Here is a 23,986-nt window from a genome sequence, read left to right on the forward strand (position 1 = left end):
TTTGCAAGGAAGTGCGTGATCGCTTTGCGATTCACTTTCTTGCATCCATAATTCACACATTGGATAAATACATATGTTGACCTGGGACGAAGAAGTCAAGCCCTCATCGCCATCACCTCTTACAAGCGGCACCTCCAGCCGCCCGATGGATCTCCCACCTCTTTCGACAACGCCTGCTTCGCAGCCTGTTGACGCGCGCGCCTCTGCAACCTCATCAACATCAAGCGCCAGCCGCCGTGTGACGGCTGCAGACAAGCGCATCATCAACGGCCAAACCGACGTCAACCAGTTGGTGCCGTTCAAATATAAATGGGCTTGGGAAAAATACCTCGCCACTTGCGCCAACCACTGGATGCCGCAAGAAGTGAACATGACGCGTGACATCGCCTTGTGGAAAGACCCCAACGGTTTGACCGATGACGAGCGCCGTTTGATCATGCGCAACCTCGGCTTCTTTGTGACGGCCGATTCGTTGGCCGCCAACAACATCGTGTTGGGCACCTACCGCCACATCACGGCGCCTGAGTGCCGTCAGTTCTTGCTGCGTCAAGCGTTTGAAGAAGCGATCCACACACACGCCTACCAATACATCGTCGAGTCTTTGGGCTTGGATGAGGGCGAGATCTTCAACGCATACCACGAAGTCAAATCCATCCGCGACAAAGACGAGTTCTTGATTCCGTTTATCGACGCGATCATGGACCCCAACTTCCACACTGGCACACCTCAAACCGATCAAACCCTGTTGAAGTCGTTGATCGTGTTTGCTTGCTTGATGGAAGGCTTGTTCTTCTATGTGGGCTTCACACAAATCTTGGCCTTGGGGCGTCAAAACAAGATGACAGGCGCTGCTGAGCAGTACCAATACATCTTGCGTGATGAGTCCATGCACTGCAACTTTGGCATCGACTTGATCAACCAGATCAAACTCGAAAACCCACACCTGTGGACAGCAGAGTTCAAAGCCGAAATCAACGCTTTGTTCATGCAAGCCGTCGAACTCGAATACCGCTATGCCGAAGACACCATGCCACGTGGCGTGTTGGGCTTGAATGCATCCATGTTCAAAGGTTATTTGCGCTACATCGCCAACCGCCGCGCCACGCAAATCGGTTTGGAAGCGCTGTTCCCCAACGAGGAAAATCCTTTCCCTTGGATGAGCGAGATGATTGACCTGAAAAAAGAACGCAACTTCTTCGAAACCCGTGTGATTGAGTACCAATCGGGTGGTGCTTTGTCTTGGGACTAAGTTGATTCACGATACACATGTCACCTAATTTGTCTGCCACAGCTAAAAACGTCCGTGATCGAGACGTTGTGGTGGATACACCGTGTTCATGGGGTTGGACCCGGGTCCAGCGCCATGAATCGCTTTGCACACTAAAACAAGTGCGAAGTGTTTTCACCCAATGATCTAAATCCGATCTAGGAGAACATAAATGGCAACTGCAAAAAAACCGGCCGCTAAAAAGGCCCCCGCAAAGAAAGCTGTTGTGGCCAAAAAGCCCGCAGCTAAAAAAGTAGCCGTCGCTAAACCAGCGGCTAAAAAAGCTGTCGCTGCTAAAAAGCCAGCGGCTAAGAAAGTTGCTGCCGCTAAGCCAGCAGCTAAAAAAGCTGTCGCCGCTAAAAAGCCAGTCGCTAAGAAAGTTGCTGCCGCTAAGCCAGCAGCCAAAAAAGCTGTCGCCGCTAAAAAGCCAGTCGCTAAGAAAGTTGCTGCCGCTAAGCCAGTAGCCAAAAAAGCCGCTGCCAAGCCAGCCGCTAAAAAAGCTGCTGCTAAACCAGTCGCCAAAAAAGCTGTTGCTGCTAAAAAGCCAGTCGCTAAAAAAGCTGCTGCCAAGCCAGTCGCTAAGCCTGCAGCGAAAAAAGTAGCCAAAGCTGCTGTCGCTAAAAAGCCTGCAGCTAAAAAACCAGCCGCGAAGAAAGCCGCTAAAAAACCTGCTCCCAAGAAAGCTGCGAAAGCAGCCGCTGCGCAGACCACGCTGAACCCGCAAGCTGCTTGGCCATTTCCAACAGCCAGCAAGCCCTGATCATTCAGATCCGTGGCGACGGTTTACCGTCAGCTCAAGCCCGAAACCGAAAGGTCTCGGGCTTTTTCTTATGGAGCTTTTGTCGATGACCATCCCTGATGTTTCTTACCTGCGACGCGAAAAAGCGGGCGATGTGATCGTGGACATTCATGTCATTCCCAACGCATCGCGTACACAGGCCGATGGCGTGCACGATGGCGCCTTGCGCGTACGTCTGCATGCACCGCCCGTGGATGGCAAAGCCAACTTGGCACTCGCGGCATGGCTGGCAGACACTTTAGACATCGCCAAGCGACATGTAGAACTCGTGCGCGGGCAAACTTCTAAACGCAAACAATTGCGCGTCACGGCAGCCGCATGCGAGACGGCGAAATGGACAGCGCTGACGCTTGAACAGCGTTGATTAAGCGGAAATCAGCTCAGTCACGCTGTAATTCTGTGGCCCACGTTGGGCAATTTTCAAAGCACCGACTTGGTTACCCAAAGCTGCACATTGAGCCAACGACCAGCCCTGCTCCAAACCAAACAACAAAGCACCTCGCCAAGCATCGCCGCAACCAGTCGGGTCAACCACCTCAAGCGCCTTGACAGGCGGAACGACGGTCTTCTCGCCCGCCACCCAAACCTCGCAACCCTGCGCGCCTAGGGTCACCACCAAACCGTCCACACGGCGTGAAATGTCAGCATGGCTCAAGCCTGTGCGGTCGCTGAGCATCTTGCCTTCGTAGTCATTCACGGTGACCCACGTCGCTTGATCGATGAAGCGCGCAAGCGCATCGCCATCGAACATCGGCAAGCCTTGGCCTGGATCAAATACGAAGGGAATGTCTGCGGCGTTGAACTGCTCTGCGTGCTGCAGCATGGCATCTCGGCCATCTGGGGAAATGATGCCCAACTTGATGTCCGCACGTTTTTCAATGCGCAGGCTGTGCGCCTGCATCATGGCACCTGGGTGAAATGCCGTGATTTGGTTGTTGTCCCGATCGGTCATGATCATGGCCTGTGCGGTGTAAGTGTCTTCCACTTGACGCACAAACTCGGTCGAAATACCCAGACTGCTCAATCGCTTCAAATAATCAGCACCGTCAGAACCCAGCGTTGCCATGGGCAAAGGCTGTCCGCCCAACATTTTCAAGCTGTAAGCGATGTTGCCAGCGCAGCCCCCAAAGTCACGGCGCAAGGCGGGCACCAAAAATGACACGTTCAAAATGTGCAATTGATCGGGCAAGATTTGCTCAGCAAATCGCCCCTCAAAGGTCATGATGGAATCAAAGGCCAATGAGCCGCAAATCAACGAAGCCATAAAAACTTTCTTAAGGGTAGAAGACCAAGGCACGAAAGCCTGTGATGCGCTGACTGGCAGCGGCTTCTAAATCAAAATTAACGCGCGTGCGCGCCTCTCGCAGCGCCAGCAGGTGATCATCCAAACCCAACTCTTCTGGCGTGAACACACGGCGCACCACCACTTGGTCTTGCAAGTCCAGCAAACTGAGCTCTAAAGCAGGCGTAGCGACGGGGTAATGCTCTGTGTTTTTCAAACGCAGCTGCACCATATAACCACCCGCAGGGGCCTCACTGAAGCTGCTGTTTTCAATCAGTACGGCATCCAACTCGCGTGGCCACGTGACTTCGCAGGCAAAGGGTTCGCAAAGGGCTTGCAACGCAGGACGCAATGCGGGGACTTGGGCAAACACCACATGACGCCCCACCCATAACGCTTGCACCATCAACAGCAGCAACAAGATGACACTGAGAAGAATCCAAACACCACGATGAGAACGCGCTGGAGACGCCGCTAGGGACGCCGCTGGGGAATCAAATGACACAGCGGTCGTCGAAAGCGCTGGCGACAGATCAAGTTCCGCCAGCATTGCCGCCAGTGACGCCGTGTCACTGAGTGCGACGGGTGGCGTCAAATTCGCCAAAGCTTCAAACACGCATGTACAACGACCACACCGCACCCAACCATTGGCCAACTTGAGCTGGTCAGGTGTCACTTTGAAAGAAGTGGCACAGGTGGGGCAGTAGGTGACGTCCATCAGAGTTGCGCGGTCATCAAAATCCAACCGTCTTCTTGGTCACTGACTTGCAATGCGCAATACGGTGCGTACGCGTCTTTCAGCTCTTGCGCTTGACGCTCCAAGATGCCTGCCAACACCAAATGGCCACCAGCGGCCACATGCTTGCACAACAGCGGTGCCAGCACTTTCAGCGGCGTGGCCAAGATGTTGGCCAACACGGTTTGGTACACGCCCGATGCTTGATCGGGCAAGCCCGCATTCAGACGCACGTTGTTCGCATCGGCATTCAACGTGGTAGCTGTCACGGCCGCATCGTCGATGTCCACCGCATCGACCAACGTCGCGCCATGCAACGCTGCGCCAATCGCCAAAATACCCGAACCACAACCGTAGTCGAGCACACGCTGTTGGGTCACATCGTGGGTGGCAATCCAGCGCAAACACATGCGCGTGGTCGGATGGGTGCCGGTGCCAAATGCCAAACCGGGGTCAAGGCGAATGACTTTCTTGGCTTGCGCGGGTGGCTCATGCCACGTCGGCACAATCCAAAATTCAGGCGTGATGTCCACAGGCGCAAATTGCGACTGCGTCAAACGCACCCAATCTTGATCCGCCACCGCTTGAATGCCCAACACTTCAGAGCCGGCAAAGAAGTCTTGCAACGCCAACAAACGCGCAGCGTCTTGCGCGACCGTTTGTTCAGCAAACAAGGCCACGATGCGCGAACGCTTCCAGCCACCTTTGGGTGGTGGCATGCCGGGCTCGCCAAACAAAGCTTGCTCGGCATCGGTTTGTGCATCGGCGTCTTCCACCGACACGCTCAACGCATCCAAGGCGTCCAGCGCATCGCTGATGGCTTCCACACCCTCTTCAGGGCACATCAGTCGCAGTTCAAACATCAACGCTTGTGAGCGGCGAGCCACTCTTCCAAGTAGTGAATGTTCGTACCGCCCGCCATGAACTTGGCGTCCACCATCAACTCGCGGTGCAGCGGGATGTTGGTGTTGATGCCTTCAACCAAGGTCTCGTTCAAAGCCGTACGCATGCGTGCCAAAGCTTCGTCACGGGTGTCACCGTGCACGATGATCTTGCCGATCATTGAGTCGTAGTTTGGCGGCACGTAGTAGTTGGTATAGATGTGCGAGTCCACGCGCACGCCAGGACCACCGGGCGCGTGCCACATGGTGATGCGGCCAGGCGACGGGATGAACTTGAACGGATCTTCCGCGTTGATGCGGCACTCGATCGAATGACCGCGCACATGAATGTCGCGTTGCGTGAACGGCAACTTCAAACCTGCGGCCACCATGATTTGTGTTTTCACGATGTCCACGCCGGTGATGTACTCGGTCACGGGATGCTCCACCTGAACGCGGGTGTTCATCTCAATGAAATAGAACTCGCCGTTTTCAAACAAGAACTCGAAGGTGCCCGCGCCGCGGTAACCAATCTTTTTACAAGCCGCTGCGCAACGCTCGCCAATCTTCTCAATCAGCTTGCGGGGAATGCCAGGTGCAGGCGCTTCCTCGATCACTTTTTGGTGACGACGTTGCATCGAACAATCGCGCTCGCCCAAATAGACGGCATTCTTGAACTTGTCGGCCAAAATTTGAATTTCGATGTGACGTGGGTTTTGGAGGAACTTCTCCATGTACACCGCTGGGTTGCCGAAGGCTGTCCCAGCTTCGGCCTTGGTCATCGCCACAGCGTTGATCAAAGCCGCTTCGGTGTGCACCACGCGCATGCCACGACCACCGCCACCGCCCGCGGCTTTGATGATCACGGGATAGCCCACGCTCTTGGCAATGCGACGGATTTGGGCAGGATCATCAGGCAACTCGCCTTCCGAACCCGGCACGCAAGGCACGCCGGCACGGATCATGGCTTGCTTGGCCGACACCTTGTCGCCCATGATGCGGATCGACTCAGCGGTGGGGCCAATGAATTGGAAACCGCTCTTCTCGACGCGCTCTGCAAAGTCTGCGTTTTCGCTCAAAAAGCCGTAGCCAGGGTGAATCGCTTCAGCGTCGGTCACCTCAGCCGCCGCAATGATGGCGGGCATGTTGAGGTAGCTCTGAGCCGATGCCGCAGGGCCAATACACACAGCTTCGTCGGCCAACTTGACATATTTCGCGTCACGGTCAGCCTCGGAGTACACCATCACCGCTTTCACACCCAGCTCGCGACAGGCGCGCTGAATGCGAAGGGCAATCTCGCCACGGTTGGCGATCAGAATTTTCTTGAACATGGCGTGAACCCCTTATTCAATGATGAACAAGGGCGCGCCGTATTCAACTGCCTGACCGTTCTCGGCCAAGATTTGGGTGATCGTGCCTGCCTTGTCAGCTTCGATCTCGTTCAAGATCTTCATCGCTTCGATGATGCAGATGGTGTCGCCTTGTTTGACTTGGCTGCCAATTTCCACAAACGACTTAGCACCGGGGCTGGACGAGCGGTAGAACGTGCCCACCATGGGTGACTTCACCGTGTGACCTGCGGGCACAGCTTCAACCACCGCGACCACTGGCGCAGGCGCTGCAGCAACGGGGGCAGGTGCGGCTGCGGCGGGTGCTGCCATCATTTGCGTGACCATCGCCACAGGCGCTGGTGCACTCTTGACGATGCGGACCTTGCCTTCAGCCTCTGTAATTTCGAGTTCAGACACATTGGAATCGGAGACCAGGTCAATCAACGTCTTGAGTTTTCGCAAATCCATAACTACACCTTATTTGTTGTAAATAAGGTGCTAATTTACACCAAATCGTGAACCGCTCTCAAAATCTAGGCTTATAAAACCCAGTTATTTACTTCATCTTCTGACAATTTTCCCAATTTACGCTGTTTCAATTGCCCGTGCGCATTTAAAACGACCGTGAACGGCAGCCCACCTTGGCTGTTTCCGAGCACTTTGCCAAGCTCCGTGCCATTCAAACCCGCCAAACCGACGGGATAAGACACCGCATGTTGAGCCAAAAATTGCCTCACACGACTGGGTTGATCAATCGCCAAGCCTAAAACTTGCCAACCTTTTGCTGAATTTTGACGGTAAAAGGCATCGATTAACGGCATTTCTTCGACACAGGGGGCGCACCAAGTGGCCCAGAAGTTCAGCACCAAGGGCTTGCCTTGAAAATCAGCCAGTCGCAACACCTCTCCCGTTGGCGACTCAAACTCAGAGGCCCAAAGGGTCGACAAAGCCTCACTTGGCATGTCTGTCAGCGCATGACGCCGCCATGCCACACCAGCCCCCGCTAACCCTGCCACCGCAGCCACACCGGCGTACAGCCAATGGCGACGTGTTGCTGATATCGTCATGCTTCTTCCTTCATCATTCGTTCTAAGGCCGTCAAATTTCCACGCTGGGTTCGACCTTGGGCATCGGGTTTTAAAGCACCACGCAGATCATCGTGGTCATAAATCATCAAATGAACCACCGCTTTCTGCGTCAAGCCTGGACAAGCACAGACCATACTCAGGGCATCCACAGCCTCGCCATGAAAGCCCTGAACCGTACTCACTTCGTAGCGCACTTGGTGGTCAATCAGCTTAATCTCTGCCGATTTGGGGTCATCACAAAACAACTGCAGGTAAATATCAGACAAAGCGGTCGCGGTACCGCGCCACACTGCACCGCTCAAATGGGGCCGAAACTCAACCAAACGACTCATCCACACCGCAGCCAACTGACGCAAGGCCAGCAATTCAGCAGGCTGCGTGTCCGCACAAAACAAGTCGATGTACTCACGCACCGCATCTTCCACTTGGTCGTTGTTTGGCAATGGCGCACGGCCGTTCAAGCCCAGCTGTTTCACCGCGCGACGTTTGGCAGCGCCGTACTCCAAGCCTTCTTCCACCACCATGCGTGCTGCCGTGGCTGCAATTTCTTCTTGAACCGTATTCATAGATAGCGATTGTCGCGCCAAGCCGCGCGAGACAACATCAAGGGCGATGGGAACACCCACCTAAAATCAGGGCATGCACATACATATTTTGGGAATTTGCGGCACGTTCATGGGTGGACTGGCTGCGTTGGCACGTGAAGCGGGCCATCAAGTCACCGGTTGCGATGCGGGCGTCTACCCGCCCATGAGCGACCAACTACGAGCCTTGGGCATTGAACTGATCGAAGGCTTTGAGGCCGACCAAATGCGCCTTAACCCCGATGTGTATGTGATTGGCAACGTGGTCTCCCGTGCCCGCTTGGCCGACGGCTCACCGAAATTTCCGCTGATGGAAGCCATTTTGGAAAGCGGCGCCACCTACACCAGCGGCCCGCAATGGTTGGCCGAACATGTGTTGCACCACCCCAGCCAGCCTCGCCACGTGTTAGCGGTTGCAGGCACGCACGGCAAAACCACGACCACCTCCATGCTGGCTTGGATTCTTCAAGCAGCAGGCTTGGAGCCTGGTTTTTTAGTCGGTGGCGTGCCCATGAACTTTGGCGTGTCAGCACGTTTGGGACGTTTGAGCTCCGAAGCCGACGTGGCAGCCCACAAACGCACGCCTTTCGTGATTGAAGCCGACGAATACGACACGGCCTTCTTCGACAAGCGCAGCAAATTCGTGCATTACCACCCGCGCACGGCCATCTTGAACAACCTTGAGTTTGACCACGCCGACATCTTCGACAACCTTGCCGCCATCGAGCGCCAGTTCCACCACTTGGTGCGCACCGTGCCCGGCAGCGGCCGTGTGGTGGTGAATGCGGACGAAGACAGCTTGCAACGTGTGTTGGACCAAGGCTGCTGGAGCTGCGTGGCTAAGTTTGGCGTGAGCGCCAACGCACAAGGACCAGACGGCTGGTCGGTGCAAGGTGAGCCCGACAATTTTGCCGTGCTGCATCAAGGCCAAGAAGTAGGTCGCGTGCGATGGGGCATAACAGGCGTCCACAACCAACTCAACGCCTTGGCTGCCATTGCCGCCGCTGAGCACTTGGGCGTGCCCCCCGCGCAAGCGGCCGCGTCTTTGACTGAGTTTCAAAACGTGCGCCGCCGCATGGAAGTGCGTGGCACCGTTGTGCGGGTGGGTGGCGACATCAACGTTTACGACGACTTTGCCCATCACCCCACCGCCATTCGCACCACCGTCGACGGCCTGCGCCGCAAAGTAGGCCCCAACGCGCGCATCTTGGCCGTGTTTGAGCCGCGCAGCAACACCATGAAGCTGGGCACGATGAAGTCACAACTGCCGTGGAGTTTGGAAGACGCGGACCTCGCGTTTTGCCATTCAGGGGGTCTGGACTGGGACGCCACGGAGGCTTTGGCACCGATGGGTGCGCGCGCTTGTGTCGCAGGCTCGGTCGATGCGGTCATTGCCCAAGTGGTCGCCGCCGCCCAAGCCGGCGACCATGTGCTGTGCATGAGCAATGGCGGGTTTGGTGGCATTCACGCCAAGCTGCTTGCAGCCTTGGCGTGATCCCACACGCGCGTCGCGTTAAGAACGCTTGCGACGCGCGGCCACAGCGTCAGACAAAACGTCCAACGCAGCCACCGAGTCATCCCAATCCAAGCACGCATCGGTGATGCTCTTGCCATATTCCAGCTTGGACACATCGTCTTTGCCTGGGGTGAACTTCTGCGCACCGCCGTGAATGTGGCTTTCAATCATCACGCCAAACACTTGGTGTGAACCACCCGTGATTTGCTCGGCAATATCCTTTGCCACGACCAACTGACGCTCGTGCTGCTTGCTGCTGTTGGCATGGCTGCAATCCACCATCAAGGTCGCTGGCAACTTGGCTTTGGCCAACTCTTCGCAAGCAGCGGTCACGCTGGCTGCGTCGTAGTTAGGCGTTTTGCCACCGCGCAAGATGACGTGGCAGTCTTTGTTGCCCTTGGTTTGCACAATCGCCACTTGGCCATTTTTGTGAATCGACAAAAAGTGGTGCGCGCCCGCTGCTGCTTGAATCGCGTCGGTGGCAATTTTGATGTTGCCGTCGGTCCCGTTTTTGAAACCGATCGGGGCAGAAATACCCGAAGCCAACTCGCGGTGCACTTGGCTCTCGGTCGTGCGCGCCCCAATCGCGCCCCACGAAATCAAGTCGCCAATGTATTGCGGGCTGATCGCATCCAAGAATTCGCTGCCAGCGGGCAGACCCAAGCGGTTGATCTCGATCAGCAGCTGGCGTGCAATGCGCAAGCCTTCGTCGATGCGGAAACTCTCGTCCAAGTACGGGTCGTTGATCAATCCCTTCCAGCCCACTGTGGTGCGTGGTTTTTCGAAGTACACGCGCATCACGATTTCCAAGGTGTCAGCGTACTTGTCGCGCAGCGGTTGCAAGCGGCGTGCGTAGTCAATCGCGGCAGCGGGGTCGTGGATGGAGCATGGGCCAATCACCACCAACAAACGGTCATCCTTGCCGTTCATGATGTGGTGGATGGTCTTGCGAGTGTGCGTGATGAGCTTCTCGACCGGTGTGTCTTGGATCGGGAAGAAGCGAATCAAATGTTCGGGAGGAGGCAGCACGGTGATGTCCTTGATACGTTGATCGTCGGTTTGACTGGTGTTTTCAACGTGGCTTGGATAACTTGTGTGGGTTTTCATGATCTCGTCCTGAAGTTTGAAAAAAGTGATTTAAAAATTTGGCAAAAAAAAACCGCCGGGAGTCCGGCGGTTGGTTTGGGAGTTCAGAGCGTTTGGGCTACGTTCAGATCTCTCGACCGCCGTGGGGGCGTGAGATAAAAAAGTAAGCAAAATAAAAACGGGCTGAAGTCATGAATCGGAATGTAGCACAGGGATTCTGGCAGTTTGCTGACAAATCACTGGGGTTTACACGCAACGCCTGAGTCGGGTGCTGCGCATCACACGGGGGTTAAGCCGTTCCACCCACCGTCAAACCATCAATGCGCAAGGTCGGCTGACCCACGCCCACGGGCACGCTTTGGCCTTCTTTACCGCAGGTGCCAACGCCCGTGTCGAGCGCCATGTCGTTGCCAATCAAGCTCACGCGCGTCAAGGCATCTGGGCCATTGCCCACCAAGGTGGCGCCTTTGACAGGGTATTGAATCTTGCCGTTTTCTACCCAAAACGCTTGGCTGGTCGAAAACACAAACTTGCCCGACGTGATGTCCACCTGACCGCCACCAAAGTTCACCGCGTACAAGCCCTTCTTCAAGCTCGACACAATTTCTTCAGGCGACTTGTCACCGCCCAACATGTACGTGTTCGTCATGCGTGGCATCGGCACATGCGCGTAGCTCTCGCGGCGGCCATTGCCTGTGGGCTTGACACCCATCAAACGCGCATTCATGGCGTCTTGGATGTAGCCCTTCAAGATGCCATCTTCGATCAACACATTGCGTTGGCTGGCATTGCCTTCGTCATCCACGTTAAGCGAGCCACGGCGGTCTGGCAAGGTGCCATCGTCGAGCACGGTCACGCCTTTGGCGGCCACGCGTTGGCCAATGCGACCACTGAAAGCGCTGGAGCCTTTGCGGTTGAAATCACCTTCCAAACCGTGACCGATCGCTTCGTGCAGCAAGATGCCTGGCCAACCTGGGCCCAACACCACGCTCATTTCACCGGCCGGTGCTGGGCGTGCTTCCAAGTTGGTCAGCGCGCATTTGACGGCTTCGTCCACATAGCTTTGCACCAGCGCATCGTCGAAATGCGTCAAACCAAAGCGCCCGCCGCCGCCGCCCGATCCTGTTTCACGGCGCCCGTTTTGCTCGGCAATCACCGACACACTCAGGCGCACCAAAGGGCGCACATCGGCGGCCAAAGTGCCATCCGCGCGCACCACCATCACCACGTCGTACTCGCTGGCCAAACCGGCCATGACTTGAATGATGCGAGGGTCTTTGGCGCGTGCCATTTGCTCCACGCGCCCCAGCAAGGCCACTTTCTCGGTGCTGTCGAGCGAGGCAATCGGATCGAGGTCACGGTACAACGAACGGCTGGGCGCCACCTTGCGCGACGGCACCTTGACGCGCCCGCTTTTCGAGGCCGCACCGATGGTGCGTACCGTGCGAGCCGCGTCGAGCAACGAGGCTTCAGAAATATCGTCCGAATAGGCGAATGCTGTTTTTTCGCCACTCACCGCGCGAACGCCAACGCCTTGATCGATGCTGAACGAGCCAGTTTTGACAATGCCCTCTTCCAAACTCCAACCTTCGGAGCGGGTGTACTGAAAGTACAAATCAGCCTCATCCACTTGGTGGGCCTTGATTTCAGCCAAGGTACGCGCCAAGTGCGTCTCGTCCAAACCAAAAGGCTCCAACAACAGTTGACGGGCAACGCTCAAGCGTTCGAGGGTGGGTTCACGTGAAATCATGGGATGGATTGTAGAAGTCAAGCGTCAAGACTGCACCAGTTGCTTGGCTTTGGCCACAGACATCAAAATGCCAAGGCCAAGACCCAGCGTCACCATCGCGGTGCCGCCATAGCTGATGAAGGGTAAAGGCACGCCCACCACGGGCAAGATGCCGCTGACCATGCCCATGTTCACAAAGGCATAGATGAAAAAACTCAAGGTGATGCTGCCCGCCAAAAGCCGCGCAAACAAAGTGGGGCCTTCAACAGCGATGGCCAAGCCCCTGAACACCAAGAAGATGAAGCCCGCGATGAGCATCAAATTACCAAACAGGCCAAACTCTTCGCCAAACGCAGCGAACACAAAGTCGGTGGTGCGTTCGGGAATGAAATCGAGGTGGGTTTGGGTGCCTTGCATGAAGCCCTTGCCCCAGAAGCCGCCCGAGCCAATGGCGATCATGCCTTGGATGATGTGGAAGCCTTTGCCCAACGGGTCTCGCGAGGGGTCGAGCAGGGTACAGATGCGCTGCTGTTGGTAGTCGTGCAAGATGGGCCAGCGGAAACCGTCGGCGCACAACGTGGGCTCAAAAATTACCACCAAGGCAATGCCAATCAGGCCCAGCACGATGGGTGGCACGATCAAAAACCAACTCAAGCCGGCAAAGAAGATCACCGCGACCCCCGCAGACAAAACCAAAATGGATGTGCCCAAGTCAGGCTGACGCATGATCAAACCCACAGGCACCAACAACAGCAGGCCCGCCACCAAAAAGTCGAGTGGACGCAATTGACCTTCGCGCTTTTGGAACCACCACGCCAACATCAACGGCATGGCAATTTTCATGATCTCGCTGGGTTGAATCACCACACCGATGTTCAGCCAGCGACGTGCGCCCTTTTTGGTCAAGCCAAACAGCGCCACCGCCACCAACAAAGCCACCCCTACGGTGTACAAGGGCACCGCAAACGCCAGCAAACGTTGCGGTGGGATCTGGGCCACCACAAACATGATGAAGCCAGCGATCAACATGTTGCGACCGTGGTCAAAGAAACGCGCACCATTGGCAAAGCCGGACGAATACATGGTCAACAGGCCCGCACACGCCAGCAAAAAAACGCCAAACGCCAAAGGTCCGTCAAAGCCTCGCAGCAATGGCATCAAGCGTTGAAATGGGCTGGGTTTGTGGATCACAGTGGGCATAAGCTGGATTATCTCTTTTCGCCAGCGGCTGCTAGGATTTCTGCCATGCCTCAAACCCCAGCCCCCTTTGTTGCCGCGCAGACAAACGCCATCACACATCTGCTTTATTTGCACGGTTTTCGCTCCTCGCCACAGTCCACCAAAGCGCGTCACATGGCGGTGCTCATGGCCGAGCGCTTTCCGGCGGTGACGTGGTGGTGTCCGCAACTGCCGCCTTCCCCGCAAGCCGCAGCCGCCTTGATCGCTGAAGGCACCGCAGACTGGCCCATGCAAACCATGGCCGTGATGGGCTCGTCCTTGGGCGGGTATTACGCCACGTGGGTGGCCGCACAGCGCGGGTGCAAGGCGGTCTTGATCAACCCCGCCGTGTTCCCTGCCCGCGATTTGGCCAAGTACATCGGCGAGCAAACCGCTTGGCACAACCCCGACGAACGGTTTTACTTTGCGCCCGAGTTTGTGGACGAGTTGCGGGCGCTGGAACGCCCCGCCTTTCAACCAAGCCCAGATCAGCTGCTGGCCTTGATCGCCAAAGGCGACGAAGTGCTGGATTGGCGCGAAATGACCGCACGCTACGCCAACGCCCAGCAGGTGCTGATTGAAGGGGGCGACCACGCCCTGAGCGACTTCGACGCCCACCTTCCCCATGTGTTGGCATTTTTAGGTTTGGCGTGATCCCAGGCGAACCGCCAAGGCGATCATGGGACAATTGCGCCCATGTACGCATTGTTTGAAGACGCTGGTAAATTCCAGACGGGCCGCATCCTCTCCGAAGCTGAAAGCTCGGCCCAAATTGAGCTGGAATCCGGCAAACGGGTCAAGGTCAAAGCCGCCCATATCTTGATCAAGTTTGACAAGCCCTCACCCGCTGACTTGATGCGCGAGGCCCAAGCCGTGAGCGCCACCATTGAGCTCGACCTCGCGTGGGAGTTCGCCCCCGAAGACGAGTTCGGTTTTGCCGACTTGGCCCGCGAATACTTCAGCGCGCAAGCCACGCTGACCGAGCAAACCGCGGCCTTGCTGCGCTTGTTCGAAGCCCCCCACTATTTCCGCCGTGCTGGCAAAGGCCGTTTCAAAAAGGCTTCGGCCGACGTGATTCAGCAAGCCTTGGCAGGCATCGAAAAGAAGAAACAACTTCAGGCGCAAATTGAAGCTTGGGCAGCAGAACTGGCACAAGGCACTTGCCCCGCGCCCATTCAAACGCAGCTCTACAAAATTTTGTTCCGGCCCGACAAAAACGCGCCCGAGTACAAAGCCGTGGTCGACGCGGCCCGCGCCACCCAAACTGCGCCCTTGGCCTTGCTGCAACGCGCAGGCGCTATCACCTCGGCTTACCAGTTCCACTGGCAGCGGTTCTTGTTTGACAACTTCCCCAAAGGCACGGGCTTTCCCGCCTTGCAAGCGCCCGCCATTGCGGACGAATTGCCGCTGTCCACGGCTCAGGCTTACTCCATCGACGACTCGCAAACCACCGAGATCGACGATGCTTTGTCCGTCCAAGGTTTGGGCACAGGCACGGTCACGCTGGGCATTCACATTGCCGCACCGGCACTGGCCTTGAAGCCTGGCAGCCCGATTGACCAACTGGGCCGCAACCGCTTGTCCACCGTCTACATGCCCGGCTACAAAATCACCATGTTGCCCGACGATGTGGTGCAAACCTACACGCTGCAAGAGGGCCGCGACTGCCCTGCCGTGTCGCTGTACGTCACCTTTGACGAAGCCACCTTGGCCCAACAGAAAGCCGAAACCCGCGTGGAGCGCGTGACCATCGCCGCCAACTTGCGCCACGACCAACTCGACAGCATCGTCACCGAAGCTTGGCTCAAAGACAGCAGCTTCAGCCACGAAGCTGGCGTGCAAGAACCCGCCATGCCACGCGATCAGTTGGCCTTCTTGTTCCGCTTGGCCCAACACCTCAAAGCCCAACGCGAAGTGGTGCGCGGCAAGCCCGAAACCTTCAACCGTCCCGACTACAACTTCCGTTTGGTCGGCAACGAAGGCGCTGAGCCCCAAGGCTTCGAGCAAGTGCAAATCACCACCCGCCAACGCGGCGCACCGTTAGACCTGATGGTGGCCGAGGCCATGATTTTGGCCAACAGCACGTGGGGCAGCTGGATGGCCGACCTCGGCGTACCCGGCATTTACCGCAGCCAAGCCAGCTTGCTGCCCGGCGTCAAAGTGCGCATGGGCACCAAAGCTTTGCCCCACGCAGGCATTGGCGTGCCCAGCTACGCATGGAGCACCTCCCCCCTGCGCCGCTACACCGACTTGGTCAACCAATGGCAAATCATTGCCTGCGCCAAACACGGCAGCACCGCCGCTTTGGCCGCGCCGTTCAAGCCCAAAGACGCGGAGTTGTTCTCGATCATCTCGGCGTTTGATGGTGCCTACAGCGCTTACAACGGCTACCAAAACGGCATGGAACGCTTTTGGACCTTGCAGTACTTGAAACAAAACAACATCACCGAACTCACCGCCACGGTGTTCAAAACCTTCCCTGGTCACCCGCCCATGGCGCGTGCCGACACCCTGCCCTTGGTGTTCCCCGTCATGAGTGCAGGTGATGTGCCGCGCGGCGCGCGTCTGCAAGTGCGGTTGAGCGACATCGATGACATCACGCTCGACATCACTGGTCATCTCTTGAACGTACTGGACGCAGACGACCCCATGGGCACCGATGCCAGCGAAGCCCCCGAAGAGGACGACGACAACGCCGCCGGTCCACTCGCCATTGCCGTCGATGTCAACGAGGACCCAAACACGGAGGCCACCGTCTCGTGAAAGCCTTGACGCTGCTGCACACGTACTTGTCGCGCTGGACCACCTTGCAGGTGGCCCTGATACTGTCGTTGACCGTGCACGTCGCCATCTTGACGCTGCGCATTGCAGACCCTGAACGCTTTCAGCGCCTGTTTGACGACACGACCTTGGAAGTGATTTTGGTCAACACCCACGCCAAATCCGAGGCGCCCGACAAGGCCCAAGCCTTGGCGCAAACCCAACTGGCGGGCGGGGGTGAACTCAAAACCGGTCGCGCCGCTTCGCCCCTTGCCATGTCCAACGTCACCAACAGCGGCGACAGCGTGGCCAACGTACAGCGCCAAGTGGCGGGGTTGAAAAAAGAGCAATCCCTGTTGCTGGCCCAAGTCAAAGCCATGCTGGCCCAATTGCCGCCACCGCAGCCCAACAAGAGCCAAGCCGAGCGCGAAGAAATTGAGCAGCGACGTCGCCAAATGCTCAAACTGCTGGCCGAAATTGAACAACGCATCGAACAAGAAAATGCGCGTCCCACCAAGCATTACGTGAGCCCCGCCACCCGCGAAGTGGCTTACGCGCTGTATTACGACGCGCTCAAACGCAAGATTGAGGATCGAGGCACGCGCTACTTCCCAGAACGTGATGGCCACAAACTCTATGGCGAACTGACCATGCTCATCACGATCACACCCGATGGGCGCGTGCTCAAAACAGAGATCGTCCAAAGCTCGGGCCAAACCGACCTCGACCGTCGCGCACAAGCCATCGTCACCAGTGCAGGGCCGTTTGGTGAGTTCACCGACGAGATGCGCCAAAAAGCCGACCAGCTAGGCGTAATTTCGCGCTTCGTGTTTGGACGAGACAACGCTTTGCACACGCGCGGCGAAGCGCCTGTCAACTGAACGTGTGGCCTGCATGAACCTCTCTGGCCCACGTTTTCGTCCGCTGCTGAGCTGGCTGCTGCTGATCTTGACGGCTTGGGTTTGCTTGCAATTTTTCTTCCTCGCGCGCATCGCGGTGATGGCGCGTGTGGCGCCCGAGTCCACCGCGTTCGAGCGCTCGGAAGCGTGGCGCCTCGCCAACTCAAAAGACCAACTTCGCTGGCGACAAGACTGGGTGCCCTACAGCGCCATCTCCAACCATTTGAAACGCGCCGTCATTGCGTCGGAAGATGACATCTTTGCCCAACACGACGGTGTGCAGTGGGAGGCGATTGAAAAAGCTTGGGCTAAAAATGCCAAGGCTGAATTGCAAGCCAGCCGTGCCAACAAAACACGCCCCCCCAAAGTGGTGGGCGGGTCGACCATCACGCAGCAGTTGGCGAAAAACTTGTTTCTCTCTGGCGAACGCACCTTGGTGCGCAAAGGTCAAGAGTTTGTGCTGACCTTGATGCTAGAAGCTCTGTTGAACAAACCGCGTATTTTGGAGATTTACCTCAACCATGTGGAATGGGGCGAAGGTATTTTTGGCGCCGAGGCAGCCGCTCAGCATTACTTTGGCAAGCCAGCTTCACAACTCACGCCATGGGAAGCTGGGCGCTTGGCCGTGATGCTGCCACGCCCGAAGTACTACCAAAAGTTCCCGCAATCTGACTACTTGGCTGGTCGCACCGAAATCATCGTCTCGCGCATGAACAGCGCGCAGTTGCCTTAACCGCCATGCGTATTCTCGGCATCGATCCTGGCCTTCGTACCACCGGTTTTGGCGTGGTGGAAAAGCACGGCAACCAACTGCTGTACGTCGCCAGCGGCACCATCCGCACCAACAAAGAGGCCCAAGGGAATTTGCCTGAGCGCTTGAAGGTCTTGTTTGACGGCATCCATGAAGTGGTCGAGCGTTACAAACCCGACTGCTCGGCGGTTGAAATTGTGTTCGTCAACGTCAACCCACAAGCCACGTTGCTGCTGGGCCAAGCACGCGGCGCTTGCGTGACCGCCTTGGTCACGTGCGATTTACCTGTGGCCGAATACACCGCTTTGCAAATGAAGCAAGCGGTTGCCGGACACGGCATGGCGAAAAAAGAACAGGTGCAGGAAATGGTCAAACGCTTGCTCAACCTGCCCGGCCTGCCTGGCCCTGATGCGGCCGACGCGTTGGGCTTGGCCATCACACATGCCCACGCAGGACACGCCATGGCTCGCTTGGCAGCAGCGACCCCCTTGGATCGCAAAACCAGCGGCATGTACCGCGCAGGGCGTAGTCGCTAAATTTTTCGGTCGTGAATTACCAAGCAGGGGCGAGATGTGCCAAACCCTGTGGTGCTTTGCGCACATCGGCAAACGTCACGAGGTCGTACGCGTCTGGGCGGCTTAACAATTCGCGTAACAGCTTGTTGTTCATGGCGTGACCGGATCGAAACGCCACATACGACGCGAGCAAGGGTTTACCGATCAAATACAAATCGCCCATGGCATCGAGAATTTTGTGTTTCACAAACTCGTCGTCATAGCGCAATCCGTCGCTGTTCAAAACCTTGTAGTCATCCATCACGATGGCGTTGTCTAAGCCGCCACCTAACGCCAAGCCATTGGCACGCAGCATCTCCACATCGCGGGTGAAGCCAAAGGTGCGCGCGCGCGCGATGTCGCGGGTGTAGCTGTGGGTGTCGGTGTCAAACACCACGCTTTGCCCTGTGGAGTCAACCGCTGGGTGGTGAAAGTCAATTTCAAAACTGAGCTTGTAACCATGGTGTGGCTCTAAGCGCGCCCACTTCACGTTGTCGCCCTCGCCTTCGCGCACTTCCACCGTCTTGAGCACGCGAATGAAACGCTTGGGCGCGTCTTGCTCGACGATGCCCGCGCTTTGCAACAAAAACACAAACGACGACGCGGAGCCATCCAAGATGGGCACTTCTTCAGCGGTGATGTCGATGGTGAGGTTATCAATCCCCAAGCCAGCACAAGCCGACATCAAATGCTCGACGGTGAACACTTTGGCGCCGCCATTGGAAATGGTCGAAGCCAAGCGCGTGTCGGTCACGGCGGTCGCGCTGATCGGAATGTCGATCGGCTGCGGCAAATCCACCCGCCGGAAGACGATGCCCGTGTCGGGTTGCGCAGGCCGGAGGGTCAGCTCCACGCGTTGACCGCTGTGTAAGCCGACACCCACCGCTTTGGTGAGGGATTGAAGGGTTCTTTGTTTAAGCACGGATGAATTTTAATCAATCCCCTCTTTTCAGGGGATTGATCTGTTCAATCGTCGCGATCTAAATTCTTAGTCGGCTTGCTTGCGCAAGAAAGCTGGAATTTCGTAATCGTCCATGCCGCCGGAGGACAACGCGTCGACCTTGGCTGCCGCTTGGGTGCGGTTGGTGCGCCACACGCTAGGCACGGCCATGCTGTTGTAGTCAGGCTGTGCACGGGTAGTGCCCACGCCCAAACCAGACGCCAAGCCTGACAAACCCGCAGAAGCCGCGGCCATCAAGCCGGCAGGCGATGCGTTAGGGGCTTGGGTGGTGGGAAAGCTCATGCCGTCCGTACCTGTGCGCAACACTTGCAATTGAGGTGCAGCGCGACGGCCACCAGCCAAACCTGTGGCCACCACGGTCACGCGAATTTGGTCGCCCAAAGCTTCGTCGTAAGCCGTACCGTAAATGACGTGCGCGTCTGGCGAAGCGAACTTGCGAATCGTATTCATGGCTTCGCGCGACTCAGACATCTTCAAGCCCCCCTTCGCCGCGGTGATCAGCACCAACACGCCCTTGGCACCAGACATGTCCACGCCTTCGAGCAACGGACAAGCCACGGCTTGTTCAGCCGCAATGCGTGCACGGTCTGGACCATTGGCCACCGCCGTGCCCATCATGGCCTTGCCGGTTTCGCTCATCACGGTGCGCACGTCTTCAAAGTCGACGTTCACCAAAGCTTCCACGTTGATGATCTCGGCAATACCGCCGACCGAGTTTTTCAACACGTCGTTGGCAAAAGCAAACGCTTCGTCTTGGCTGGCATCGTCGCCCAACACGTCCATCAACTTGTCGTTCAACACCACGATCAAGGAGTCCACATTGGCTTCGAGTTCGGCCAAGCCAGCTTCGGCGTTGCCCATGCGGCGGTTGCCTTCAAACTCGAACGGCTTGGTGACCACGCCCACGGTCAAGATGCCCATTTCGCGTGCCACGCGTGCCACTACAGGCGCAGCGCCTGTGCCAGTACCGCCGCCCATACCGGCGGTCACGAACAGCATGTTGGTGCCTTCGAGCGCAGAGCGAATTTCATCGATAGCGGCTTCTGCTGCTTCACGGCCGCGCTCTGGCTTGCTGCCAGCGCCCAAGCCGCTTTCGCCGAGCTGGATCACTTTGTGGGCATTGCTCACGCGCAACGCTTGCGCATCGGTGTTCGCTGTGACGAACTCCACACCTTGCACGCCTGAGCGAATCATGTGCTCAACGGCGTTACCGCCGCCGCCGCCCACGCCAATCACTTTGATTTGGGTGCCTGAGTTGAATGTTTCTACTTCGATCATTTCGATGCTCATGATTTTTCTCCTATCGATCTAAAAATTTGCAGTTGCCTTGATTTCAAAAATTCTTGTGTGTTCATGCTGCGCCCTCAGGATGGAGGAGCAGTTGCAGCGCAGGGTCGCCATCGTCGACCGCTGAGCCGCCTCGGTGGCGGACTGCCACGCGCGAGATAAAGTTTGTGAAACGGAATCATGGTTAAAAATTCCCCACGATCCAGTCTTTGAACCGGTCCATCGCTGACTTGACCGATCCGCTCTTTTGCGACACTTTGAACCCGCGCAGACGCGCCATGCGCGCCTCTTCCAGCAAGCCCATCACCGTGGCAGAGCGTGGTTGCGACACCATGTCGGCCAAGGCGCTCTTGTAGTGCGGCACACCGCGACGCACAGGCTTCAAGAAAATATCTTCGCCCAGCTCCACCATGCCGGGCATCACCGCGCTGCCGCCGGTCAGCACAATGCCTGACGACAACACTTCTTCGTAGCCCGATTCGCGGATGACTTGTTGCACCAACGAAAAAATCTCTTCCACACGCGGCTCAATCACGCCAGCCAATGCTTGACGGCTGAGCATGCGCGGTGCGCGGTCACCCAAGCCTGGCACTTCGACTTGCACCTCTGGGTCAGCCAGCATCTGCTTGGCATAGCCCGATTCGATCTTGATTTCTTCCGCATCTTTGGTGGGCGTGCGCAAGGCCATCGCGATGTCGCTGGTGATCAAGTCACCCGCAATCGGAATCACGGCGGTGTGACGGATCGCACCGTTGGTAAAGATGGCCACGTCGGTGGTGCCTGCGCCAATGTCTACCAACGCCACGCCCAACTCGCGCTCGTCATCGGTCAACACCGACAAACTCGACGCCAAGGGGTTGAGCATCAACTGGTCCACATCCAAGCCGCAGCGACGCACGCACTTGATGATGTTTTCTGCCGCGCTTTGCGCGCCCGTGACGATGTGCACCTTGGCTTCCAAGCGAATGCCGCTCATGCCAATGGGCTCACGCACGTCTTGGCCGTCAATCACAAATTCTTGCGGCTGCACCAACAACAAACGTTGGTCAGTCGAGATGTTGATGGCCTTGGCCGTCTCCACCACACGCGCCACATCCGGCGCGGTGACTTCTTTGTCTTTCACCGCCACCATGCCGGTGGAGTTGATGCCGCGAATGTGGCTGCCCGTGATGCCGGTGTACACGCGCGTGATCTTGCAGTCAGCCATCAACTCGGCTTCTTTCAAGGCCTGCTGAATACTTTGCACCGTGGCATCGATGTTGACCACCACACCGCGCTTCAAACCGTTACTGGGCGACACACCCAAGCCTGCGAGCTTGAGCTCACCGCCAGGCAGAACTTCGGCGACCACGACCATGACCTTGGCTGTGCCAATGTCTAAGCCGACCACCAAATCTTTGTACTCTTTTGCCATAACAGCCTCGTTCTTTCTCTTCTATCGCCCAGTTCGTGCGCGTGGGGCCAACACATCTTGGGTGCTGACACCGCGCAAACGAAGCGCATAACCGTTTTCGTGCCGCAAGTCTGCCGACTCAATGGCACCGACCTTGCGGCCCAATTTTTGGGTGACTTGCACCAAGGTCTGACCCATCACTTGCATGCGCGCCATCACCTCTTGCGTGTTGCCACGCCCCAACTCAATCACCGCACCACGGCCCACATGGGCACGCCAGCTGCCACGCCCTGTGAGCTCTAAGCTGTCGAGCGCCAAGGTCATATTTTTGAACACAGGCGCCAAGGCCAAATACATCGCCAACACCTGCTCCGACTGGCTGTCGGGCCCACTCAAACGTGGCAGGTTGTCGTCGTCCAAGTCACCCACATTGGCTTCAAAAACCTCGCCGTAGGTGTTGACCATGCGCGCGTCACTGTCATCGCCCCAAAACGCCACGGGCTGATGCTCTTGCAAGGTCACACGCAAGCGATTGGGAAACTCGCGCTGCACGGTGGCCAAACGCACCCAAGGCACGCTCTCGAACGTGCTGCGAACGCGGCCCAAATCCGCCGTGAAGAAATTACCCGTCAACTTCGACGCCACATTGGCACGCAAGGTCACCGCGTTGTTGTGTTCCACCTCGCCCAGCACCGTGATACCGGTCAAGGCAAACGCAGGCAATCGCACCAAGGCCCACACACCGGCACACAACACACCCACGATCACCGACACAAACATGAGCGAAGCCGCCATGTGCATCAGACGAACGTCCAGCGGCACGGCCACGGAGGTGTTGACCTCAGGGCGCGGGCGCAGGTGGGTGGTGTAGCGCGTGGTCATGCGTGCGCAGGTCCTTGTGGGTGATCGAGCGTGGCGCTGGCCAGCAGCGTCAAGCACAGGTCTTCGTAGCTGATGCCTGCGGCGCGCGCCGACATGGGCACCAACGAGTGGCTGGTCATGCCGGGGGATGTGTTCATCTCCAGCAAGAAGGGTTTGCGGTCACTGGCGCGCAACATGATGTCGGCGCGTCCCCAGCCACGACAACCCAAGGCACGGTATGCGGCAACAACCAAGCGTTGAATCTCACGCTCCTCGGCCTCTGGCAAGCCGCTTGGACAGTGGTATTTCACGTCGTCGGTGAAATACTTGTTTTGGTAGTCGTAAGCACCATCGGGTGCGGCAATGCGCACCACAGGCAAAGCGCGTGCGTTCGGACCGTTGCCCAAAATCGGACAGGTCAACTCTTCGCCCGTGATGAATTCTTCGCACAACAAATCGGGGTCGTAGCGGGTGGCCAAGGCCGTGGCCGCTTGAATTTGCGACGCATCGGTCACCTTGCTCATGCCAATCGACGAGCCTTCGCGGGGCGGCTTGACGATCAAAGGCAAACCCAACTTGGCGGGAATGGCTTGGATGTTGTCAGCCGTTTGGTCTTCGGGTGCGAGCCACACATAGCCCGGTGTCGACAAGCCGACAGCCGACCACACGCGCTTGGTCATCACTTTGTCCATCGCCATCGCGGAGGCCATCACGCCGGAACCGGTGTAAGGGATGCCTAACAACTCCAGCGCGCCTTGCACCGAACCGTCTTCGCCGTAACGGCCATGCAAGGCGATGAAGGCGTGGGTAAAGCCCTCGCGCTTGAGATCGTCCAAGCTGCGCTCGGCGGGGTCAAACGCCAACGCGTTCACACCTTTGGACTGCAGCGCCGTGAGCACGCCCGTGCCCGACATGATCGACACATCGCGCTCAGCCGACATGCCTCCCATCAGCACCGCGACCTTGGCGCTTTGGAGGTTGAAAGTGGTGGTGTCGCTCATGA

At 57.3% G+C, this 23,986-nt stretch carries 24 protein-coding genes; 9 read left to right on the forward strand and 15 right to left on the reverse strand.

The annotated features are described in order from the left end of the window. The first annotated feature begins 73 nt into the window (after positions 1 to 73). The 3 genes from C5F52_RS18850 to C5F52_RS18860 all read left to right on the forward strand — a co-directional run bounded on the left by C5F52_RS18850 (position 74) and on the right by C5F52_RS18860 (position 2,430). Positions 74 to 1,249 (forward strand): ribonucleotide-diphosphate reductase subunit beta, encoded by a 1,176-nt coding sequence (locus C5F52_RS18850; protein WP_104799901.1) that lies wholly within the window; start codon positions 74 to 76, stop codon positions 1,247 to 1,249. A gap of 190 nt (positions 1,250 to 1,439) precedes the next feature. Then, positions 1,440 to 2,027 (forward strand): histone H1-like DNA-binding protein, encoded by a 588-nt coding sequence (locus C5F52_RS18855; protein ID WP_104799902.1) that lies wholly within the window; start codon positions 1,440 to 1,442, stop codon positions 2,025 to 2,027. An 85-nt stretch (positions 2,028 to 2,112) separates the two neighbouring features. Then, positions 2,113 to 2,430, forward strand: a complete 318-nt coding sequence (locus tag C5F52_RS18860) for a DUF167 domain-containing protein (protein ID WP_236657922.1) — start codon at positions 2,113 to 2,115, stop codon at positions 2,428 to 2,430. Here the strand turns inward: C5F52_RS18860 and C5F52_RS18865 are convergent, their stop codons facing one another. The 7 genes from C5F52_RS18865 to C5F52_RS18895 form a co-directional block, all read right to left on the reverse strand. After that, positions 2,431 to 3,330, reverse strand: a complete 900-nt coding sequence (locus tag C5F52_RS18865; RefSeq protein WP_104799904.1) for a carbohydrate kinase family protein — start codon at positions 3,328 to 3,330, stop codon at positions 2,431 to 2,433. Between the two features lie 10 nt (positions 3,331 to 3,340). Continuing rightward, positions 3,341 to 4,066 carry a zinc-ribbon and DUF3426 domain-containing protein gene (locus tag C5F52_RS18870; RefSeq protein ID WP_236657923.1) on the reverse strand — a complete coding sequence of 242 codons (726 nt, stop codon included), beginning with the start codon at positions 4,064 to 4,066 and terminating at the stop codon, positions 3,341 to 3,343. Further along, the gene (gene prmA / locus C5F52_RS18875; RefSeq protein ID WP_104799906.1) at positions 4,066 to 4,947 is read right to left on the reverse strand and encodes a 50S ribosomal protein L11 methyltransferase; all 882 of its coding nucleotides are present in this window, start codon (positions 4,945 to 4,947) and stop codon (positions 4,066 to 4,068) included. The genes C5F52_RS18870 and prmA overlap by 1 nt, the downstream gene beginning before the upstream one ends. Then, complete coding sequence (accC, locus tag C5F52_RS18880) at positions 4,947 to 6,296, reverse strand: acetyl-CoA carboxylase biotin carboxylase subunit (protein ID WP_104799907.1); 1,350 nt, start codon at positions 6,294 to 6,296, stop codon at positions 4,947 to 4,949. The genes prmA and accC overlap by 1 nt, the downstream gene beginning before the upstream one ends. Positions 6,297 to 6,308: 12 nt before the next feature. Beyond that, positions 6,309 to 6,764, reverse strand: coding sequence for an acetyl-CoA carboxylase biotin carboxyl carrier protein (accB, locus tag C5F52_RS18885; protein ID WP_104799908.1), 456 nt, complete (start codon positions 6,762 to 6,764; stop codon positions 6,309 to 6,311). 71 nt (positions 6,765 to 6,835) lie between these two features. Beyond that, complete coding sequence (locus C5F52_RS18890; protein ID WP_369953275.1) at positions 6,836 to 7,321, reverse strand: TlpA disulfide reductase family protein; 486 nt, start codon at positions 7,319 to 7,321, stop codon at positions 6,836 to 6,838. A gap of 38 nt (positions 7,322 to 7,359) precedes the next feature. After that, positions 7,360 to 7,950, reverse strand: coding sequence for a hypothetical protein (locus C5F52_RS18895; RefSeq protein WP_104799910.1), 591 nt, complete (start codon positions 7,948 to 7,950; stop codon positions 7,360 to 7,362). 73 nt (positions 7,951 to 8,023) lie between these two features. On the opposite strand from C5F52_RS18895, the gene mpl reads away from it, so the two are divergent. Next, entirely contained in the window at positions 8,024 to 9,463 is a 1,440-nt protein-coding gene (mpl, locus tag C5F52_RS18900; protein WP_104799911.1) for a UDP-N-acetylmuramate:L-alanyl-gamma-D-glutamyl-meso-diaminopimelate ligase, read from the forward strand. A gap of 18 nt (positions 9,464 to 9,481) precedes the next feature. On the opposite strand, the gene C5F52_RS18905 is transcribed toward mpl, so the two are convergent. The 3 genes from C5F52_RS18905 to rodA all read right to left on the reverse strand — a co-directional run bounded on the left by C5F52_RS18905 (position 9,482) and on the right by rodA (position 13,499). Then, entirely contained in the window at positions 9,482 to 10,591 is a 1,110-nt protein-coding gene (locus C5F52_RS18905; protein ID WP_104799912.1) for a 3-deoxy-7-phosphoheptulonate synthase, read from the reverse strand. Between the two features lie 268 nt (positions 10,592 to 10,859). Then, positions 10,860 to 12,320 carry a metalloprotease TldD gene (gene tldD / locus C5F52_RS18910; RefSeq protein WP_104799913.1) on the reverse strand — a complete coding sequence of 487 codons (1,461 nt, stop codon included), beginning with the start codon at positions 12,318 to 12,320 and terminating at the stop codon, positions 10,860 to 10,862. Between the two features lie 24 nt (positions 12,321 to 12,344). Next, positions 12,345 to 13,499, reverse strand: coding sequence for a rod shape-determining protein RodA (gene rodA / locus C5F52_RS18915; RefSeq protein ID WP_104799914.1), 1,155 nt, complete (start codon positions 13,497 to 13,499; stop codon positions 12,345 to 12,347). Positions 13,500 to 13,544: 45 nt separating this feature from the next. Here rodA and C5F52_RS18920 point away from each other — a divergent pair, with 45 nt between their 5' ends. Genes C5F52_RS18920 through ruvC form a run of 5 tightly spaced genes read left to right on the forward strand, consistent with a single transcriptional unit; the run spans position 13,545 to position 18,463 of the window. After that, positions 13,545 to 14,171 (forward strand): YqiA/YcfP family alpha/beta fold hydrolase, encoded by a 627-nt coding sequence (locus C5F52_RS18920; protein WP_104799915.1) that lies wholly within the window; start codon positions 13,545 to 13,547, stop codon positions 14,169 to 14,171. Positions 14,172 to 14,213: 42 nt separating this feature from the next. Then, the gene (locus C5F52_RS18925; RefSeq protein ID WP_104799916.1) at positions 14,214 to 16,280 is read left to right on the forward strand and encodes a ribonuclease catalytic domain-containing protein; all 2,067 of its coding nucleotides are present in this window, start codon (positions 14,214 to 14,216) and stop codon (positions 16,278 to 16,280) included. Then, on the forward strand, positions 16,277 to 17,158 hold the full coding sequence (locus C5F52_RS18930; RefSeq protein ID WP_369953281.1) for an energy transducer TonB: 882 nt from the start codon (positions 16,277 to 16,279) through the stop codon (positions 17,156 to 17,158). Before C5F52_RS18925 ends, C5F52_RS18930 begins: the two co-directional genes overlap by 4 nt. Before the next feature lie 13 nt (positions 17,159 to 17,171). After that, positions 17,172 to 17,909, forward strand: coding sequence for a monofunctional biosynthetic peptidoglycan transglycosylase (gene mtgA / locus C5F52_RS18935; protein ID WP_104799917.1), 738 nt, complete (start codon positions 17,172 to 17,174; stop codon positions 17,907 to 17,909). A 5-nt stretch (positions 17,910 to 17,914) separates the two neighbouring features. After that, positions 17,915 to 18,463 (forward strand): crossover junction endodeoxyribonuclease RuvC, encoded by a 549-nt coding sequence (ruvC, locus tag C5F52_RS18940; RefSeq protein WP_104799918.1) that lies wholly within the window; start codon positions 17,915 to 17,917, stop codon positions 18,461 to 18,463. Positions 18,464 to 18,479: 16 nt separating this feature from the next. Here ruvC and lpxC read toward each other — a convergent pair whose 3' ends face one another. The 5 genes from lpxC to C5F52_RS18965 all read right to left on the reverse strand — a co-directional run bounded on the left by lpxC (position 18,480) and on the right by C5F52_RS18965 (position 23,984). After that, a complete protein-coding gene (gene lpxC, locus C5F52_RS18945; RefSeq protein ID WP_104799919.1) occupies positions 18,480 to 19,403 on the reverse strand; it encodes a UDP-3-O-acyl-N-acetylglucosamine deacetylase in 924 nt (307 codons plus the stop codon). Between the two features lie 66 nt (positions 19,404 to 19,469). Next, positions 19,470 to 20,732, reverse strand: coding sequence for a cell division protein FtsZ (gene ftsZ, locus C5F52_RS18950; RefSeq protein WP_104799920.1), 1,263 nt, complete (start codon positions 20,730 to 20,732; stop codon positions 19,470 to 19,472). Between the two features lie 181 nt (positions 20,733 to 20,913). Further along, the gene (gene ftsA, locus C5F52_RS18955; protein WP_104799921.1) at positions 20,914 to 22,143 is read right to left on the reverse strand and encodes a cell division protein FtsA; all 1,230 of its coding nucleotides are present in this window, start codon (positions 22,141 to 22,143) and stop codon (positions 20,914 to 20,916) included. Between the two features lie 21 nt (positions 22,144 to 22,164). Beyond that, positions 22,165 to 23,004, reverse strand: a complete 840-nt coding sequence (locus tag C5F52_RS18960; protein WP_104799922.1) for a cell division protein FtsQ/DivIB — start codon at positions 23,002 to 23,004, stop codon at positions 22,165 to 22,167. Continuing rightward, the gene (locus C5F52_RS18965; protein WP_104799923.1) at positions 23,001 to 23,984 is read right to left on the reverse strand and encodes a D-alanine--D-alanine ligase; all 984 of its coding nucleotides are present in this window, start codon (positions 23,982 to 23,984) and stop codon (positions 23,001 to 23,003) included. The genes C5F52_RS18960 and C5F52_RS18965 overlap by 4 nt, the downstream gene beginning before the upstream one ends. Between the last annotated feature and the right edge of the window lie 2 nt (positions 23,985 to 23,986).

The sequence above is a fragment of the Limnohabitans sp. TS-CS-82 genome (assembly GCF_002943475.1).